The organism is Micromonospora sp. NPDC049171, from assembly GCF_040648275.1.
GTDB lineage: Bacteria > Actinomycetota > Actinomycetes > Mycobacteriales > Micromonosporaceae > Micromonospora.
The window spans coordinates 71,711-87,913 of sequence record NZ_JBEZDJ010000026.1 but is presented as its reverse complement, the minus strand read 5'-3'; the positions used below and the strand labels follow the sequence as shown (position 1 = coordinate 87,913).

The 16,203-nt window shown below is 67.4% G+C and carries 12 protein-coding genes, 1 tRNA gene and 4 pseudogenes; 9 read left to right on the top strand and 8 right to left on the bottom strand.

What is annotated here, in order from left to right; all coding sequences use genetic code 11:
• Positions 1 to 25: 25 nt before the first annotated feature.
• From AB0B14_RS28570 to AB0B14_RS28560, 3 genes are read right to left on the bottom strand one after another with little or no spacing between them, the layout of a single operon-like run.
• Complete coding sequence (locus AB0B14_RS28570; protein ID WP_357075477.1) at positions 26 to 487, bottom strand: RidA family protein; 462 nt, start codon at positions 485 to 487, stop codon at positions 26 to 28.
• Entirely contained in the window at positions 484 to 639 is a 156-nt protein-coding gene (locus AB0B14_RS28565) for a DUF4177 domain-containing protein (RefSeq protein ID WP_007466198.1), read from the bottom strand. The genes AB0B14_RS28570 and AB0B14_RS28565 overlap by 4 nt, the downstream gene beginning before the upstream one ends.
• A gap of 46 nt (positions 640 to 685) precedes the next feature.
• Positions 686 to 1,168, bottom strand: coding sequence for a hypothetical protein (locus AB0B14_RS28560; RefSeq protein WP_357075474.1), 483 nt, complete (start codon positions 1,166 to 1,168; stop codon positions 686 to 688).
• 691 nt (positions 1,169 to 1,859) lie between these two features.
• Here AB0B14_RS28560 and AB0B14_RS28555 point away from each other — a divergent pair.
• From AB0B14_RS28555 to AB0B14_RS28545, 3 genes and pseudogenes are all read left to right on the top strand, one after another.
• Positions 1,860 to 2,312, top strand: a pseudogene (locus AB0B14_RS28555) (hypothetical protein); the annotation flags it as partial.
• Between the two features lie 26 nt (positions 2,313 to 2,338).
• A complete protein-coding gene (locus AB0B14_RS28550) occupies positions 2,339 to 3,316 on the top strand; it encodes an ArsA-related P-loop ATPase (RefSeq protein ID WP_357075471.1) in 978 nt (325 codons plus the stop codon).
• A gap of 54 nt (positions 3,317 to 3,370) precedes the next feature.
• Entirely contained in the window at positions 3,371 to 4,522 is a 1,152-nt protein-coding gene (locus AB0B14_RS28545; protein WP_357075469.1) for an ArsA-related P-loop ATPase, read from the top strand.
• A 6-nt stretch (positions 4,523 to 4,528) separates the two neighbouring features.
• Here the strand turns inward: AB0B14_RS28545 and AB0B14_RS28540 are convergent, their stop codons facing one another.
• Positions 4,529 to 4,849 carry a WhiB family transcriptional regulator gene (locus AB0B14_RS28540; protein WP_030328078.1) on the bottom strand — a complete coding sequence of 107 codons (321 nt, stop codon included), beginning with the start codon at positions 4,847 to 4,849 and terminating at the stop codon, positions 4,529 to 4,531.
• Between the two features lie 407 nt (positions 4,850 to 5,256).
• Here AB0B14_RS28540 and AB0B14_RS28535 point away from each other — a divergent pair, with 407 nt between their 5' ends.
• Positions 5,257 to 7,686, top strand: a complete 2,430-nt coding sequence (locus AB0B14_RS28535) for a transglycosylase domain-containing protein (protein ID WP_357075466.1) — start codon at positions 5,257 to 5,259, stop codon at positions 7,684 to 7,686.
• A gap of 117 nt (positions 7,687 to 7,803) precedes the next feature.
• On the opposite strand, the gene AB0B14_RS28530 is transcribed toward AB0B14_RS28535, so the two are convergent.
• On the bottom strand, positions 7,804 to 8,259 hold the full coding sequence (locus AB0B14_RS28530) for a GatB/YqeY domain-containing protein (RefSeq protein ID WP_357075463.1): 456 nt from the start codon (positions 8,257 to 8,259) through the stop codon (positions 7,804 to 7,806).
• A 25-nt stretch (positions 8,260 to 8,284) separates the two neighbouring features.
• Here AB0B14_RS28530 and AB0B14_RS28525 point away from each other — a divergent pair, with 25 nt between their 5' ends.
• Together AB0B14_RS28525 and AB0B14_RS28520 are read left to right on the top strand one after the other, a co-directional pair.
• Complete coding sequence (locus tag AB0B14_RS28525; protein ID WP_357525160.1) at positions 8,285 to 9,178, top strand: metallophosphoesterase; 894 nt, start codon at positions 8,285 to 8,287, stop codon at positions 9,176 to 9,178.
• Positions 9,179 to 9,327: 149 nt separating this feature from the next.
• Positions 9,328 to 9,404: transfer RNA gene (locus AB0B14_RS28520), tRNA-Pro, on the top strand.
• Between the two features lie 67 nt (positions 9,405 to 9,471).
• On the opposite strand, the pseudogene AB0B14_RS28515 reads toward AB0B14_RS28520, so the two are convergent.
• The 3 pseudogenes from AB0B14_RS28515 to AB0B14_RS28505 all read right to left on the bottom strand — a co-directional run.
• Positions 9,472 to 9,855: pseudogene (locus AB0B14_RS28515) on the bottom strand (tyrosine-type recombinase/integrase); the annotation flags it as partial.
• A gap of 132 nt (positions 9,856 to 9,987) precedes the next feature.
• Positions 9,988 to 11,691: pseudogene (locus AB0B14_RS28510) on the bottom strand (P-loop NTPase fold protein); the annotation flags it as partial.
• A 213-nt stretch (positions 11,692 to 11,904) separates the two neighbouring features.
• Positions 11,905 to 12,741, bottom strand: a pseudogene (locus AB0B14_RS28505) (serine/threonine-protein kinase); the annotation flags it as partial.
• 333 nt (positions 12,742 to 13,074) lie between these two features.
• Here AB0B14_RS28505 and AB0B14_RS28500 point away from each other — a divergent pair.
• The 3 genes from AB0B14_RS28500 to AB0B14_RS28490 all read left to right on the top strand — a co-directional run bounded on the left by AB0B14_RS28500 (position 13,075) and on the right by AB0B14_RS28490 (position 16,030).
• Positions 13,075 to 14,124 (top strand): hypothetical protein, encoded by a 1,050-nt coding sequence (locus tag AB0B14_RS28500; RefSeq protein ID WP_357075456.1) that lies wholly within the window; start codon positions 13,075 to 13,077, stop codon positions 14,122 to 14,124.
• 453 nt (positions 14,125 to 14,577) lie between these two features.
• Positions 14,578 to 15,468 carry a GNAT family N-acetyltransferase gene (locus AB0B14_RS28495; RefSeq protein ID WP_357525158.1) on the top strand — a complete coding sequence of 297 codons (891 nt, stop codon included), beginning with the start codon at positions 14,578 to 14,580 and terminating at the stop codon, positions 15,466 to 15,468.
• Between the two features lie 232 nt (positions 15,469 to 15,700).
• Positions 15,701 to 16,030 carry a hypothetical protein gene (locus tag AB0B14_RS28490; protein WP_357525156.1) on the top strand — a complete coding sequence of 110 codons (330 nt, stop codon included), beginning with the start codon at positions 15,701 to 15,703 and terminating at the stop codon, positions 16,028 to 16,030.
• Positions 16,031 to 16,203 lie beyond the last annotated feature (173 nt).

Here is a 16,203-nt window from a genome sequence, read left to right as displayed (position 1 = left end):
GAAAGTGCAAGATCGCGGGGTGGGGTCAGGCGACCTCGACGATGAGTTCGACCTCGACCGGGGCGTCCAGGGGCAGCTCGGCCACCCCGACGGCGCTACGGGCATGGCGGCCGGCCTCGCCGAAGACGGTGCCGAAGAGGTCGGAGGCGCCGTTGATCACCGCGGGTTGACCGGTGAAGCCGGGCGCGGAGGCCACGAAACCGGTCACCTTGACCACCTTGACCACGTTCTCCAGGCCGACAAGCGAGTCGACCACGGCCAGCCCGTTCAGCGCGCACCGCTGGGCCAGGTCCTTCGCCTGCTCGGCGGAGATCCCGGCGCCGACCTTGCCGGTCGCGAGCAGCTTGCCCTCGGCGAACGGCAGCTGGCCGGAAACGTACACGTGCTGCCCGGACTGCACGGCCGGCACGTAGCTGGCCACCGGCGGCACGACTTCGGGCAGGTCGAGCCCCAGCTCGGCGAGCTTCGCGTGCGGACCGCTGCTCACGCCTTCGGCCGCTTCAGGTAGGCGACCAGCTGGTCCGGGTTCGGTCCGGGGACCACGGCGACGAGCTCCCACCCGTCCTCGCCCCAGTTGTCGAGGATCTGCTTGGTCGCGTGGACCAGCAGCGGGACCGTGGAGTATTCCCACTTCTGCATCGCTGAAGGGCTCCCTCTCGGTGCGGAATCTTGTTGGAGGGACAGCCTACGGTCCGCTGGCCGGACGAGACGCGGGACGCTGCTCCGGCGCGGCCGGCGCCTCCCCGCAGCGCCCTTCGTGCTCGTACCCCTGGGGGCAGCGGGACCGGTCGGGCAGCAGCAGGTCGCAGAAGACCCGGTGCCGGTTGTTCTGGTCGTCGGCGTTGGACACGGTGGTCTCACCCGCGTCCAGCTCGGGGAGGAAGCCCAGGGACACCGCGACCCGGCCGGCCAGCACGGTCGCCGCCGTCAGGCTCGGCACCCGGATCGGCAGGTGGATGACGAAGCCCGGCTCGTCGTCGTCGCGCGCCCGCTCGGCGAGGTGGCTCGGCGCCCGGGCCACCTCCGCCTGCTCCGGCGTCCGGCGGTACGACCGTTCGTTGACCGGCTGGCCGCCGATCGGCCCGCCGGCCTCGAACAAGGATCCGGGACGGCGCGCCCGGTCGTTGGTCGGGAAATGGGTGCGAGGGATGTTGTCCGCGTCGCGCATGCACTGCCTCCGGTCGTACCGCTCGGATCACTCTTCCGGTCCGGACCCATTCGTCCGTTCCGCCCCCCGCGCCGGGACGAAGGTAGGTCGGTGGCCGCAGCCCCGCCAGCAGGACGCGCCCGAATGGTCACCGACAGTCACATATGCGACACACGGCAGGTAAGAAGCCCGATGGCGGATCCGCGGCCGGTCCCGCCCGGCCGAATCGGTTCGCAACGCGGCGCGGCACGGGAAACACCGCCGCCGTCATCGACCGCTACCCTTCCGGTCGGGCGGTCGCGCAGCGCCCGGCAGCCCGCTCGATCACGCTCGACGCCTCCGGTGGCGGCGGGCGCCGCACCCCTGGGGGAACACGATGACCCAACCGCCCAGCGGCGACCAGGCCGGTCCACCCGCCCTCCCGTCGGCCCAGCCGGACCCCACCGACCGGACCGGCGGCCCGACCGTCCCCGCCCAGCCGGCCCCCGCCGCACCGTCCGGGCAGCTCGCGCTCCCCGCGCCCCCCGCACCGGCCGCGCTTCCCGCCCCACCGACCGTCCCCATCCAGCAGGTCTTCCCCGCGCCGCCCGGTGGGGTCGGCGCCACCGGTACGCCGAGCGGCCCCCCGGCCGCGACGCCGACCCCACCGGGCACCCCGGGCTCGTCGGCCATCCCGCCACCACCGCCGGAGTACCCGCCCTATCCGGGCGCGGCCGAGCCGAAGAAGAAGCGCGGTCTGCTGATCGCGGCGATCGCACTGGTCGTGATCATGGTGCTCTGCGTGGGTGGTGGAGCGTTGGCGTTCCTGACCCTGCGCAACACCGAGACCGGCGAGGGCGCCAAGGAGCCCGCGGTCGCCGTCGACGAGTTCCTCACCGCTGTCTACCGGGATCGCGACGCGACCAAGGCGGCCAACCGGGTGTGCGCCGCCTCCCGCGACGACGGAAAGATCGCCGCGAAGGTCGCCGAGGTGCAGAAGTACGCCTCCGAGTACCAGAACCCGCGTTTCCGGTGGACCACCCCGAAGGTGGACAACCAGACCGGGGACCGGGCCACCGTCTCCACCCGGGTCACCATGACCACCGCCGACGAGAAGGTGGCCGACCAGGACCTGCGCTTCACTGTGGTGCAGAAGACGGGTTGGTGGGTCTGCGAGGTCGCCTGACCATCGGGCGTGGATAGGCTCGTCGCGTGTGTGCAGCTGAGCGGCCGGTCGACCCGGCCGGTACCGGATGGTCGGCCCGCCTCCACGTGGTGACCGGCAAGGGTGGCACCGGCAAGACCAGCGTGGCGGCGGCCCTGGCCCTCGCGCTCGCCGCCGGTGGCCGGCGCACCCTCCTGGTCGAGGTCGAGGGGCGGCAGGGCATCGCCCAACTCTTCGGCATCGACCCGCTGCCGTACGAGGAGCGACACCTCGCCGAGGCACCCGACGGCGGTGAGGTGCGCGCCCTCGCGGTGGACGCCGAGGAGGCGCTGCTCGAATACCTCGACATGTTCTACAAGCTGGGCGCGGCGGGCCGGGCGCTGCGCAAGCTCGGCGCCATCGACTTCGCCACCACCATCGCGCCGGGCCTGCGGGACGTGCTGCTCACCGGCAAGGTCAAGGAAGCCACCACCCGCACCTCCGGGCAGCGACGCGCGTACGACGCGGTGGTGCTGGACGCCCCGCCGACCGGGCGGATCGGTCGGTTCCTCAACGTGACGGCGGAGACGGCCCGACTGGCCAAGGTGGGTCCGATCAAGACCCAGAGCGAGGGGGTGGCCGCGCTGTTGCGTTCCCCGATGACCGCGGTCCACGTGGTCACGCTGTTGGAGGAGATGCCGGTACAGGAGACGGTGGACGCGATCGCCGACCTGACCGCACTCGGCTTCGGCACCGGAAAGGTGATCGTCAACGGCACCCGACCGCCGCTGCCCGCCGGCCAGGCGGTCACCGCGGCGGAGCTGCGGCGCGGGCTGGTCGCCGCCGGGCTGCCGGCCGATCGGGACACCGTGGCCGGTCTGCACGACGAGGCACGTGACCAGCTCATCCGGCGCGAACTGGAGGATTCGCTCCGCGCCGACCTGGTGGAGCTGGGGCTGCCGATGATCGAGCTGCCGTTGTTGCCCGACGGGGTGGACCGGGCGGGGCTCGCGGCACTGGCCCAGGCCCTCGTCCGCGCCGATTGACTCACACCTGAGCCCAGCACAGGCGCATGGACCCACGCGGCCCGATACGCTCGATTGGTGCCTTCCGAAGACGCGGCGCCGCAGCTGGACGTCGACCAGATCCTCGCCGACCCGGGCGTACGGATCGTCGTGTGCTGTGGCGCGGGCGGGGTGGGCAAGACGACCACCGCCGCGGCGCTGGCGCTGCGGGCCGCCGAACACCACGGCCGGCGCACGGTGGTGCTCACCATCGACCCGGCCCGCCGGCTGGCCCAGTCGCTGGGCCTGACCGAGCTGGACAACACTCCCCGCCAGGTCAAGGGGATCGACGTCGAGAGCAGCGGCGGCGAGCTGCACGCCATGATGCTGGACATGAAGCGCACCTTCGACGACGTGGTGCTCCAGCACACCGATCCGACGAAGGCCGCGGAGATCTTCGCGAACCCGTTCTACCAGGCGATGAGTTCGACGTTCGCCGGCACGCAGGAATACATGGCGATGGAGAAGCTCGGCCAGCTGCACGCCCGGGGCGAATGGGACCTGATCGTGGTGGACACTCCACCGTCCCGCTCGGCACTTGATTTCCTGGACGCGCCGGCCCGACTCTCCCGCTTCCTCGACGGCCGGATGCTGCGGCTGTTGCTGGCCCCGGCGCGCAGCGGCGGCCGGAGCATGTTCAGCCTGGTCACCGCCTCGTTCGGGATGTTCTCGAAGGTGGTGCAGAAGGTCCTCGGCGCGCAGTTGCTCACCGACCTGTCCGGCTTCGTGGCCGCACTGGATTCGATGTTCGGCGGTTTCCGACAGCGCGCCGAGCAGACGTACCGGATCCTGCAGGCAGGGGAGACGGCCTTCCTCCTGGTCGCGGCACCGGAGCCGGACGCGGTCCGGGAGGCCGCCTACTTCGCGGGCCGCCTGCGCGAAGAGCGGATGCCGTTGGCCGGCCTGGTGCTCAACCGGGTGCACCGGCTCGCGGTGCCGGAGCTGGACGCCGAGCAGAGCCGGGTCGCCGCCGAGCGGCTGACCGAGCTGGGTGGGCACGAGGCGACCGCCGACGTGCTGCGGGCGCACGCGGCGCTGGCTCGTCAGGCGGTACGCGAACAGCGGGTCGCCGCGCGGTTCACCGAGGCGTTCCCCGCGGTGCCGACGGTGTCGGTGACGGCGCAGCCCGCCGACGTGCACGACGTCGACGGGCTACGGACGATCGGCGCGGCGATCAGCCGGCCGTGACCGTCGTCAGTTGGCCGCACTGACGAGGATCTTGTCCTTTCCGGCCTTGTCCTTGCTGTTCTTCTTCATCGCGGCCTCGAACATCTTGCGCCAGCTCGTCACCTGCGGGTGTCGACGCAGCAGCGCCCGCCGTTCGCGTTCGGTCATGCCGCCCCACACACCGAACTCGATCCGGTTGTCCAACGCGTCGGCCAGGCACTCGTACCGAACAGGGCAGCTCCGGCAGATCCGCTTCGCCACGTTCTGTTCGGCGCCCTGTACGAACAACGCGTCCGGGTCCCCGTTCTGACACGCCGCCAGCGACGGCCAGTCAGTGATCATGCCCATGTGTACACGTCCCCCCTTGCAGTACCTACCGACCTCGTCGATGCACGCCAGCCGGCAATTCCCCCCGATCGCCCGGCTCGCCTTCCCCAAGGCGGCACGGACGACATGTGGCGCTGTCGCCACCCCCATCATGCTCTGTAGTCGACTGATTACGCAACGTTGTCGACGAAATCCATCATTTCGGACAGTCCCGGCTTCCCGGGCCTTCGACCGCCGGTTACCCCGCCGAGGTCGGCGATAACGCTGCGCCGCCTCCTTCGATCGGAGGAGACTCACGCCAGGTCACCCGCAACCGAGCACCGGGGGTCGTGCGTTTAGCACAACGAGGGCAGCGCGCGCAGGAAATGGGGAAAGAACGCCCCAGCGCCCCTCGTTCCCTACTCGCGTACCCTGTCGAGGTGACCTGGATGCGGAAACGTGACCACAATGTGCTGACCAACGCCGCATCGCTGCTGGTGTGCGGCCTACTGGCCGGTGTGGTGGTCGCTGCGGCGGCCTTCCCCGCGGTGGCGATGTCCGGCCTGGCCGCCAAGGCCGGCGCCGAGACATTCGGCGCCCTGCCCACGGAGCTGACGGTGGCCCGCGCGCCACAGATCAGCTATCTGCTGGCCTCGGACGCCAAGACACCGCTCGCGACGATGTACGACGAGAACCGGCGCGACGTGAAGCTCGCCGACATCTCTCCGTACATGCAGAAGGCGATCATCGCGGCCGAGGACCATGAGTTCTACAAGCACAACGGCGTCGACATCAACGGTGTCGCCCGCGCGTTCGTCAACAACCAGGGCGACGGCGGTCGGCAGGGCGCTTCGACGCTGACCATGCAGTACGTCCGCCTGGCCATCGCGTACTCGGCCACCCACCCGGCCGACGTGGTCGCGGCGACCGAGGACACCAGCGCCCGCAAGCTCCGGGAGATGCGGCTGGCCCTCCAGGTCGACAAGGAATTCTCCAAGGACGAGATCCTCACCCGCTACCTCAACCTCGCCTCGTTCGGCAACGGCGCGTACGGCATCTACGCCGCCAGCCAGGTCTACTTCGGTAAGCCGCCGAGCAAGCTCAAGATCGAGGAGGCGGCGCTGCTGGCCGGCATGGTCAAGGCGCCCACCACGAACGACCCGACCACCGAGACGGGTTACCCGCTCGCCAAGGACCGGCGCGACTACGTCATCCAGAACATGGTCGACATCAAGGCCATCACCCAGCAGGAGGCCGATGCGGCCAAGGCCGTCGAGCTGAAGGTGAAGGACAAGCGCACCCCGAACGGCTGCATCGCCGCGAACGTCAACAGCTGGGGCTTCTTCTGCGACTACTTCTACCGCTGGTGGATGCAGCAGGAGACGTTCGGCTCGACCACCTACGACCGGGAGCGGCGGCTGAAGAGCGGCGGCTACACCGTCGTGACCTCGATCGACGTCCAGGCGCAGAAGGGTGCCGACAAGGCGGTCCGCAAGTCCAAGAGCGAGAAGAGCAAGGAAGCCGCCATGGTCGCGGTGGTCGAGCCCGGCACCGGCCGGGTCCGGGCGCTCGCGGTCAACCGCCAGTTCAAGCTGGACGACCCGAAGAACCCGACGAACAAGATCTCCAGCGATCCGGCGAAGAGCCGGAGGGGCATCCGGGGTAACTACCCGGCGACGGTCAACCCGCTGCTCAGCGGCGGTGACGGCATCACCGGTTACCAGGCCGGCTCGACGTTCAAGATCTTCACCATCTTGGCGGCACTGGAGAAGGGCATCCCGCTCAGCTACAGCTTCAACGCGCCGCAGCAGTTCAAGTCGGAATACATCATCGACCCCAGCAGCAAGGCGGCGTGCCCCGGCACCCACTTCTACTGCCCGACCAACTCCGGTCTGAAGGCCGGCGGCGTCCAGAACATGTGGACCGCGTTCGCCCAGTCGGTCAACACCTACTTCGTCCCGCTCCAGCAGCAGGTCGGCGCGGAGAACGTGATCGACGCCGCCAAGCGGGCCGGCATCCAGTTCCGCACCGATGAGGATCTCCGACTCAGTGGCACCAAGCAGGACGCGCACCAGTGGGGTGCCTTCACCCTCGGTGTCGCGCAGACCACCCCGCTGGACCTGGCCAACGCGTACGCGACCCTGGCGGCCGACGGCAAGTACTGCGAGCCGATCCCGGTGCAGGAGATCCGCGACCCGGACGGCAACAAGCTGGACATCGCCAACCCGCGCTGTGAGAAGCGGTTCAGCACCGACGTGGCCCGAGCCGCCGTGGACGCCGCCCGCTGCCCGGTCGGCGACAACTCCGAGACCAGCAAGTGCGGCAGCAGCCGCACCGCCGGCGGAGTGAAGGGCATCGTCGACGCGCCGGTGGCCGGCAAGACCGGCACCACCGACTCGGAGAAGACCGCCGCCATCGTCGTGATGACCAAGCAGTACTCGGTGGCCGGCATCATGGCCGACCCGGACTGGCCGCAGACGAACGTCCAGATGAAGCACAGCGAAAGGGACGGCATCAACCCGCCGGTCTACGAGACGCTGCGGGACGCCATGAAGAACAAGCCGCGGATCAACTTCGAGCCGCCGGGCCAGAAGATCTCCGAGGGTGACCAGCGCAGCATCCCCGACGTGAAGTGCCAGCCGGTGGACACTGCCAAGTCCCGGATCAAGGGTGCCGGCTTCGAGCCGGTCGTCTCCGAGGCCAAGGTGCCGTCCACCTGCCCGGCCGGCACCGCCGCCGGCACCAGCCCGGACGGGCGCACCATCAAGGGTGGCGTGGTCACCATCCAGGTCAGCAGCGGCGGTGGCGGCGGCACACCGGGCAACCCCGGTGCTGGCGGGCAGCCCGGCGGTCGACCCGGGGGCCGTCCCGGCGGCTGAGTGGACGAGTAGGACACGACGGGCGGGCACCCACCACGGGTGCCCGCCCGTTTCCGTTCGTCCGGACCAGCAGCACCCGCCCCCGCTCCGGGGAACGCCGGCCGGGATGCCGCCGGGTCAGAGGCCGAGCTGTCGGCGTACCTCGGCGGCCACCCGACCACCCTCGGCCTGGCCCGCCACCGCGGCCTGGGCCGCCTTCATGGCCGGGCCCATCTGGGCCTTGCCGGTGAAGCCGCCCGCGGCGAGCGCCCCCGACACCAGCTCGGTCAGCTCGGCGTCGGAGAGCTGCTTGGGCAGGTAGCGGTCCAGCACCTCCCCCTCGGCGCTCTCCTTGGCGGCCTGCTCGGCGCGGCCGGCGTCGGCGAAGGCGGTGGCCGCCTCCCGGCGCTTCTTGGCCTCCTTGGTCAACACCGCGAGCACCTCGTCATCGGAGAGCTCGCGCTTGGCCTTGCCGGCGACCTCGGCGGTGCCGACGGCGGCCAAGGCCATCCGCAGCGTGGAGGTGGTCAGCTCGTCGCGCGCCTTGAGCGCGGAACGCATGTCGGCGGTGAGGCGGTCCTTCAGCGTGCTCATGGACGGTCAAACTACCCTGAACGGCATGCGAAAGCGCACACTATTCCGGCTTGCTGCCGGAACCGCCACGGTCGGCGCGGCCACCCTCGCGTACGCGTCGCTCATCGAGCGCAACATGTTCACCCTGCGGCGGTACGACGTGCCGGTGCTGCCGGCCGACGCGGAACCGCTGCGCGTGCTGCACCTGTCGGACCTGCACATGATGCCCGACCAGGCGCGTAAGCAGCGCTGGGTGGCGTCGCTGGCCGCCCTGGACCCCGACCTGGTGGTGGTGACCGGCGACAACATGGCCCACCCGGGCGCGGTCCCCGGAGTGCTGCGGGCCCTGCAACCGCTGCTGGACTATCCGGGCGCGTTCGTGTTCGGCTCCAACGACTACACCGGGCCGGTGCTGAAGAACCCCTTCACCTACTTCCTGCCCGACCGGGAGTACACCGAGGGCGTCGAGCTGCCCTACGAGGAGCTGCGCCAGGTGTTCGCCGGCGCCGGCTGGGCCGATCTCAACAACGCCCGGACCACGCTGAAGGCCGGCGGCCGGCAGCTCGACCTGGTCGGCGTGGACGACCCGCACATCGACCGGGACGACTACCCCACCGTTGCCGGGGCGGTCTCGTCCTCGGCCGACCTGTCCATCGCGCTGACGCACTCCCCCGAGCCACGGGTGCTCGACCAGATGGCCGCCGACGGCTTCGGGCTGCTGCTCGCCGGGCACACCCACGGCGGTCAGGTCTGCGTACCGGGGTACGGGGCGCTGGTGACCAACTGCGGCCTGCCCCGCTCGATGGCGCGCGGTCTGCACCGCTGGCCTGGCTCGGACTCGTGGCTGCACGTCTCCGCCGGCCTCGGCACCCACCCGACCGCCCCGATCCGCTTCGCCTGCCCCCCGGAGGCCAGCATCCTCACCCTCATCCCCCGCTGACCGCCCCCAGGGCCGGCGCAAGATCTACACAACGCGGTCTGCCGTGCGGCAGCAACGTCGCCGAAGTTGTGCGGATCTTGGGGGTCCGGGCGGCGGGGGTACCGAGTTTGACCATCCGGGCGGGTGGGCTACTATTTGTCGGCACGCCTCGGGGTGTGGCGCAGCTTGGTAGCGCGCTTCGTTCGGGACGAAGAGGTCGTCGGTTCGAATCCGGCCACCCCGACCAGAGGCCAGAGGGCACATCCGATCCATGGATGTGCCCTCTAGTGCTTCCTGGGTGACCAACTGAGTGACTACGCCTCGCCGATCGGCGCGAAGATGCGGTCCATGACCGCCGCGCCCTGGAGCACCACCGGCCGGAGCTGGTGACGGTAGACCAGCTCGGTAACGGTGATGCCGGAATGCCCGCGCAGGTCGGCGATGTCCTCCAGGCTTACCCCGCTGTCAGACAGCAACGACACGAAGCTGTGCCGCAGCTCACGAGTTGTCCACGCAGCCGGATCGAGGCCGGCCAGGGTGACGGCCCTGCGGACGTTGGCCGCATCAAGGGCAGTGCCGACAGTTGAGGCGAAGACCAGCCCGAGCGGCTGCCAGTCCTTGCCGGCAGTCTTGCGCTCCTGGCGGTGGCGGTGATGAGTCAGCGCGGTAACGCACCGGGTAGGTAGTGCCCGGCTCCGTCACCACGAACTCATTGTGCATGGCGCATGAGACGTTCAACGCACCCACCCCGTGCTTGGCTCTCCCCAGAGAGAGGTCAGAGCGCAGGCCAGGCCGCCGCGGCCAAAGCGGGCTGCTGCTCGGCGTACTTCCTAAAGCAGAGCATCGGCCAACTTGCCCACCTCTAAGCCCTCTGGCTCCAGCAGGACTTTCCGGAGACCCTGGGTTGCTTTTCGATGCTCAGCACTATTCAGACCGAGATCGCTGACGCCTTTGTCCCACTGTATTTGATCACTTGCACCCTCGGCCAGAGTGAGGAGCCCGCACTTACCGTTTTTTACAGTTGAGAGCAGACGCACCGTTGCCGGCCACCGCGTCAATATTTCAGCGAAGACCACCAGGCTCTTAGCTACCTCGACGCACTCTGCCAACTTCGCGTGACTTCCAGTCCGGAGCCACAATCTAAGGTAGAACTGCCAGACGGTCAGAAGCCTCTTCGTCTCACGCCCCGAGGTATCGTCGTACCGAGCCAATCTCTGCCGGATATAAGATCTGACCTCGGGGTGGCGCTCCAACGCCATCACGCTTACGTCTTCGATACGCGACATAGCCGTACTCACGGAGGGCCGCGCCCGAAAGTCAGAACCTGACCTTGTGCCGTCAATCTCGCTTTGAGCGCCTTGGCCCGCATCGCCGCTTCGACCACGAGAATTTCCCTGGATAGGGCCAAGGAGATCGATCAGGTAAATATCCAGCATTTCGCTTCTAACTCGCGGCAGGACGACTGGGAGGTGGGTGAGCTTGCGGAGGAAACTCCAACCCGCACTCGGATCGTCACCGAACCGCGTAACGCTGTCGCCCCTTCGGCTGTAGAACTCATCAAGCTGTCCCGCCACGATCGCCTGGTCAAGCCCGATAACGATGCGACACCCACCGAGCGCCCCAGAAGTGAATAAGTTGATCGCCTGTAGGACTTCGACTGACCCTTCTGGCCCGCATCTGTCCAAGTCGTCAATGAAAAGAACTAGCTCACGACCAGCATCATTCAACAGATCCAATACGACTTTGACATCGTGCTGCACAAGATAGAGACTTCCGGACTGCGCCCAATGCAAGGGGTCGCTCAGGACCTGCCCTGCGGATTTTTCGATCATTCCATTCCCAAGAACCGGACCCGTGAACATCTCCTCAGGCAGAAAGGCCGACGCTCTACCGAAGAAATAGCGCAGCCCGCTATGAATTGCCCCGACAAGGAGAATCAATAGCGGCAGCAGCCAAGCCCAGCGGCTGGCCGCAGCACCCCACAGCCGCCACGTGCTTTCTGGGCGCATTAACTGCACCACGAGTGGGACCAAAAGGCCGAAGATGGAAATTTTCAGAAGCGGTGAGGCGACTCCATTCCACACAGCCCGCCGCAGTCGCGTTGTGTCGAGCCGCTCCGCGTTGCGCGCGAACCAGAATCTACGCTGAGCGTTGCTACTTGGCAAGATCGATGGGACGACCGCCTGGGTTATCACTTTGGCCAGGCTGGCCCAAACCTGCTCACTAGTCTGATGAGCCCACGGTTCGAACAGTGCGGTGACGGGTGGTGGATTCATCGCCAACTCATCGTCGACGCCCGCTCTAGTGCCTACTGGCCACGGCGCAGCGTTTGGGGTTCTCCAGACGCCGAGAAGCCTGTGCGCTCCCGCTGGTGTCAAACGGGCAGATCTCTTTGCTTCAAGCATTCGGAGCCAGCGTGACCGACTGCGACTAGTGGCGTATTCCCATTCCGCAGACCTCTGATCTATCCGTTGTTTCACCAAATGCATGACCGTAGTCTTTCCAGAACCCCAAGGACCATCCACCGTGACTACTTGAGGCCCGCTTCCAGAATCATCTGGAGTAACTAGGGGATTCGGATGAAATATCTCGGCCAGCACATCGACAATCGGCTCCCTGCCGAGCAAGTCTTGGTCGGCAGGCGAATCGGTGAAACCTCTGGTAGATACGCCCGGCCGATCGATGGATATCGGGCCCGCCGGTAGATCAGTCCGGTCCGGCTCTTCCCAACGATACCCATGCCGTGGCGGAGAGAGCTGAGTTGCCTCCAGCCCGCCTGCAATTGACCGAAGGGTCGGTTCAACTTCAACCGCAGTTAGCCTGCGTTTGTAGTTGCGATCCAAGAGCCCGCTAAGCAGCGGCTGAAGAGGGCCAGCACGACGCATTGGGTCCGGGGGCTCCGTTGCAAGCGCGCTAAGAGTCGCCATGGCATTCGCACGCGCATAGGGCGATTGCCCCTCTACGGCTGCGTAAAGTGTTGCACCCAGCGACCACAGGTCAGTGCTGGTGGTAGATACGCCCGACCTTGCACGCTCGGGGGCAACAAATTGGGGCGAACCCAGAACTGTACCTGGACCAGTCATCGCCTCATCCCCGTTCTCGAATGTAGCGAGCCCGAAGTCAGTCAGGACTACCCGGCCATCATCGGCGACGAGTACGTTATGCGGCTTAACATCACGGTGCAACACTCCAGCGGCATGCGCTGCCCGCAGCGCCGCGAGAACTGCTAAACCAACCCGGGCCGTCCGTTCAGGGCTCAACGGGCCATCGGCGGACAGAATTTGCTGCAACGAACGCGACGGTACGTATTCCATAACAATCCACGGACTACCACGATCGAACACAACATCATAAGTCCGGATGATGTTGGGGTGAGCGAGTCTCGCGGCAGTGCGCGCCTCACGCAGAGTGCGTAGACTCAACTGTTCTCGCTCAGCCTTCGCTAGCCAACTAGGAGGTATGACTTCCTTGGCTGCTATGTCGCGTTGCAGCAGTTCATCGCGAGCGAGCCAAACTCGACCCATTCCGCCAGTCCCGACAAGGTCCAGCAGGCGGTAGCGCCCCGCAATGAGCATCTGTTGCATCAAGGTCCTTAAGGGACTCGCAGGTGCCGAGGGACGCCATCTTCGGCTTCTGACATCGACATACACGATATCTGCTGCCCACAAGTACCACGTCGGCGGCTAGCTCCGCCCCCGGGAGCCGGGTTCGTGCCGGTCGAGGTTGGGTCAACTGCGCCACTGTGGCGGTGTCCGTCGGGGGTGCGGTCCGCGACACAAACGCCGACTCCGTCTGTTCCGGCAGCGTCCGAACGTGCGTCAAGGTCTGCTTGACGTCACGGGCCGGGCGGCGGCCCGCTCCCCGAAGGGCGGGTCGGCGGCAGACAGTGAGGCGGAGGAGGCGCTACGTTGGTTGACATGCCGGTCGATCAGGACGTTCTTCGTCGCCTTGCGTTCATCCGCTACCTACATACTCTCGGCATCGAACAGGCGCGCTTGCCGGTGCCCTTATCGTCAGCGAGCCTTCTTATGCTGCATGACGCCGTGGAGGGTTTTTTGATCCTGGCCACGGACCGTCTTGGAGCAAAGGCTTCTCCAAATTTCGAGAAGTACTGGGAGACGTTGAGCCCGCACCTGCCGGATGGTGTCGACCTTGCTGTCCAACAGGGTATGAAGCGCTTGAACAAAGCCCGCGTCAACCTCAAGCACTACGATGCTCGCCCCGACCCTGCAACCATCGACATGGCAGTGGCCGACACGGCCACGTTCATGGCGGCGAACACCATTTTGGTCTTTGGCGTCGACTACGACACTGTTTCGATGGCGGACGTGATCAGTCAAGCCCCAGTTCGTGATCTGGTACGAAAGGCTGAGGCAGCGAGCGAGGCTGGCGACCAAACAGCAGCGATGATAGTTTTGGTCGATGCGCTGAATGATCTCTTCGACCCGCATTCGCCAAAGCCGTGGGGCCTTGCTACGTCACCACTCATGTTTGGCAGAAAGATCGATCGTGCAATGTCCGAGGGCCTGATCGAGAGGATGTTGCGGCCGCTCGCGACTGACCGGTTTGGCGCTGGGAGGGACGCGTCAACCTTAGCGGCTCAAATCGCCCAAGTGACTGAGGTTTCAAAGACGCTGCAAGATGCGATGCGGATGGTTTCGCTCGGACTGGATTTCGCTGAGTACCAGAGGTTCCGTAGCTTGACCCCGACGAGGTCTGTGTTTGGGGACATGCGACGGGAGTACAAGGCTCCACGCGGCTACGCCCCGACCCGTGACGACTTCACGTTCTGCCACCAATTTGTGGTGACCGCATCTCTGCGACTGGCGGCTGCGGAGGCGAATCTCGCTCAACCGGCGTGGATCCCGACCGACAAGCCAGTGTGGCAGGTCGAGTACGAGACCGTCGCTGAAATGCGGGAGGCTGAGGACGATGGGACTGTTACGGCTGCGTCTGCCACTGCATAGCCGCAGGCACCTGGGTGGCCAACTGGGTGACGACGGACGCGAGCAAGGACGGACGCCGGTGGACGCTGACGGACCGTTGGGACAGGTCAAACGGGATGTTTGCTCAGCTCATCGGCGGTTGATGGTTCCTTCGGGACGAAGAGGTCGTCGGTTCGAATCCGGCCACCCCGACCAGAGGCCAGAAGGCCAGGTGAGATCGCCTCTCACCTGGCCTTCTGTCATTCCTCCCGGCGCTCTTCCCATCGACCCAGGCCGGCACCTAATCTGCTCGTGCCCATGACCCGCGCCACCTCGTTGACCGGTACGCCGCCCGACACAGCCAGGTCGCGTACGAGTGCCGCAGATCCTGGAACCGAAGCCCGCCCCGGGCCATGCGTGAGACGCGAGCCCTCGCTTCGCTAGCCTCTGCACGTGTTCTCCTACCGCGCTATCGCCCCCGCGGACCTTGACCGCGTGACCCCGTGGATCGTGACCGAGCCTGTTGGGTGGATCCCCGCCGACCGTTACCTGGCCGACCTGGCCGAGGACATGTACCGGCCGGAGTGGACATGGATCGCCGAGCGCGCCGGCGAGGTCGTGGGACGGGCACTGTGGTGGGGGCCGAAGGGCAGCCCGCATCCGGTCGCGCTCGACTGCCTCGACGTGGATCCAGCCGTGGGCGACCGTGTCGCCGTCGCCGCCGCGCTGGTCAGGGCCGCGCTGGCCGGGTTCCCGGAGCCGGTGCAGTACATGATCGAGGTCACCGTTGGCTGGCGTGACGATCCGGTCACCTTGGCGGCCGTCAAGTGGCGGCGGGCGTCGGCGCATGCGGCGGGCCTCACCCGCGAGGTGGAGCGGCTGCAGTTCGAGTGGGCACCCGCCGACGGGGTGCCCGGCGCGGCCGGCAGGTTGCGGTTCACCGAGGCATCCGACGAGGAGTTCCTCGGGTTGTTCAGGAGAATCGCCGAGGGCAGCCTGGATGCCCAGACCCGTGCGGACCTGGCCGCCAAGGGTGTGGACGCGACCGCGCGCGAAGAGATGGACTTCTATCTCAGGGCGCCGGGCAAGCGGGAGTGGTGGCGGATCGCCTACACGCGCGAGGGCGAGGTGGCGGGCATGGCGATTCCCTCCGCGACCCCGTACAACGTGAACGTCGGCTATCTCGGGGTGGTGCCGGAGTTCCGCGGGCGCGGCTACGTGGACGAGGTGCTCGCCGAGATCACCCGCCTGCACGCGACCAACGGGGAGTCGCGCATCACCGCCACCACCGACATGGGTAATGCGCCTATGGCGGCCGCTTTCGCTCGCGCCGGATACCGCAACACGGGGGTCCGGATCAACTTGTCCAACGACGTCCAGCCCTAGACGAGCATCGCGCCCCAGCGCCCAGCGGCGTACCGTGCTGCCGGTGTCCGACCAGCCGGCGCCGAAGCCCAGCCGCAAGGCCACTGTCGCTCTCGTCCTGGCCAGCCTGAGCCTCGTGCTGTCTTTGGTCACGTGTGGATTCGTGGCCGTGACCGGGCTTGAGGATCTTGATGATTCGCTTCAGTCGCCGCCGCGGCCAGCGAGTGCGTCGGAGGTCGAAGCCTTCGCCCACGTGACCTTCCCGCCTGGCACGGTGCTCCTCTCGGCCGCCCAGAGCAACGGACTGGAGACCTACCTGTCGGCGAGGTTCCGAATCCCTCGCGCGGCCCTCGACACCTTCCTGACCGACGGAGATTTCGCCGCCGGGTTGACCCCCGGGCTACGCGTCGTCACCAAGCAGGACGACGTCGGCGGAGGAGACACCTGGCACCCGGAGACGGCTGTGCGGGTCTCCGGAATCAGCGAAGAGGCACCGGGGCCCAACGGCACCTACCGTCGCCTGCTGGTGGACCTCGACAGGGAGGACACCGTGACGGTCTTCCTCCACGCGAGCAAGCCCTGACAGCCGAGGCTCACGCCGACGGCTGACGGCTCGCGCCCCACGTCCACGCATCACCGTGGACGTGCGGGTGTCGGCCGGCCAGCCAGCCGCCGGCGCTCATCCCGGGCGGTCGACAGTGCGCCGCCCGCGTCGAGTGCCGTGAGGTGCTGGAATTTCACGACGTGTCCGCGGCC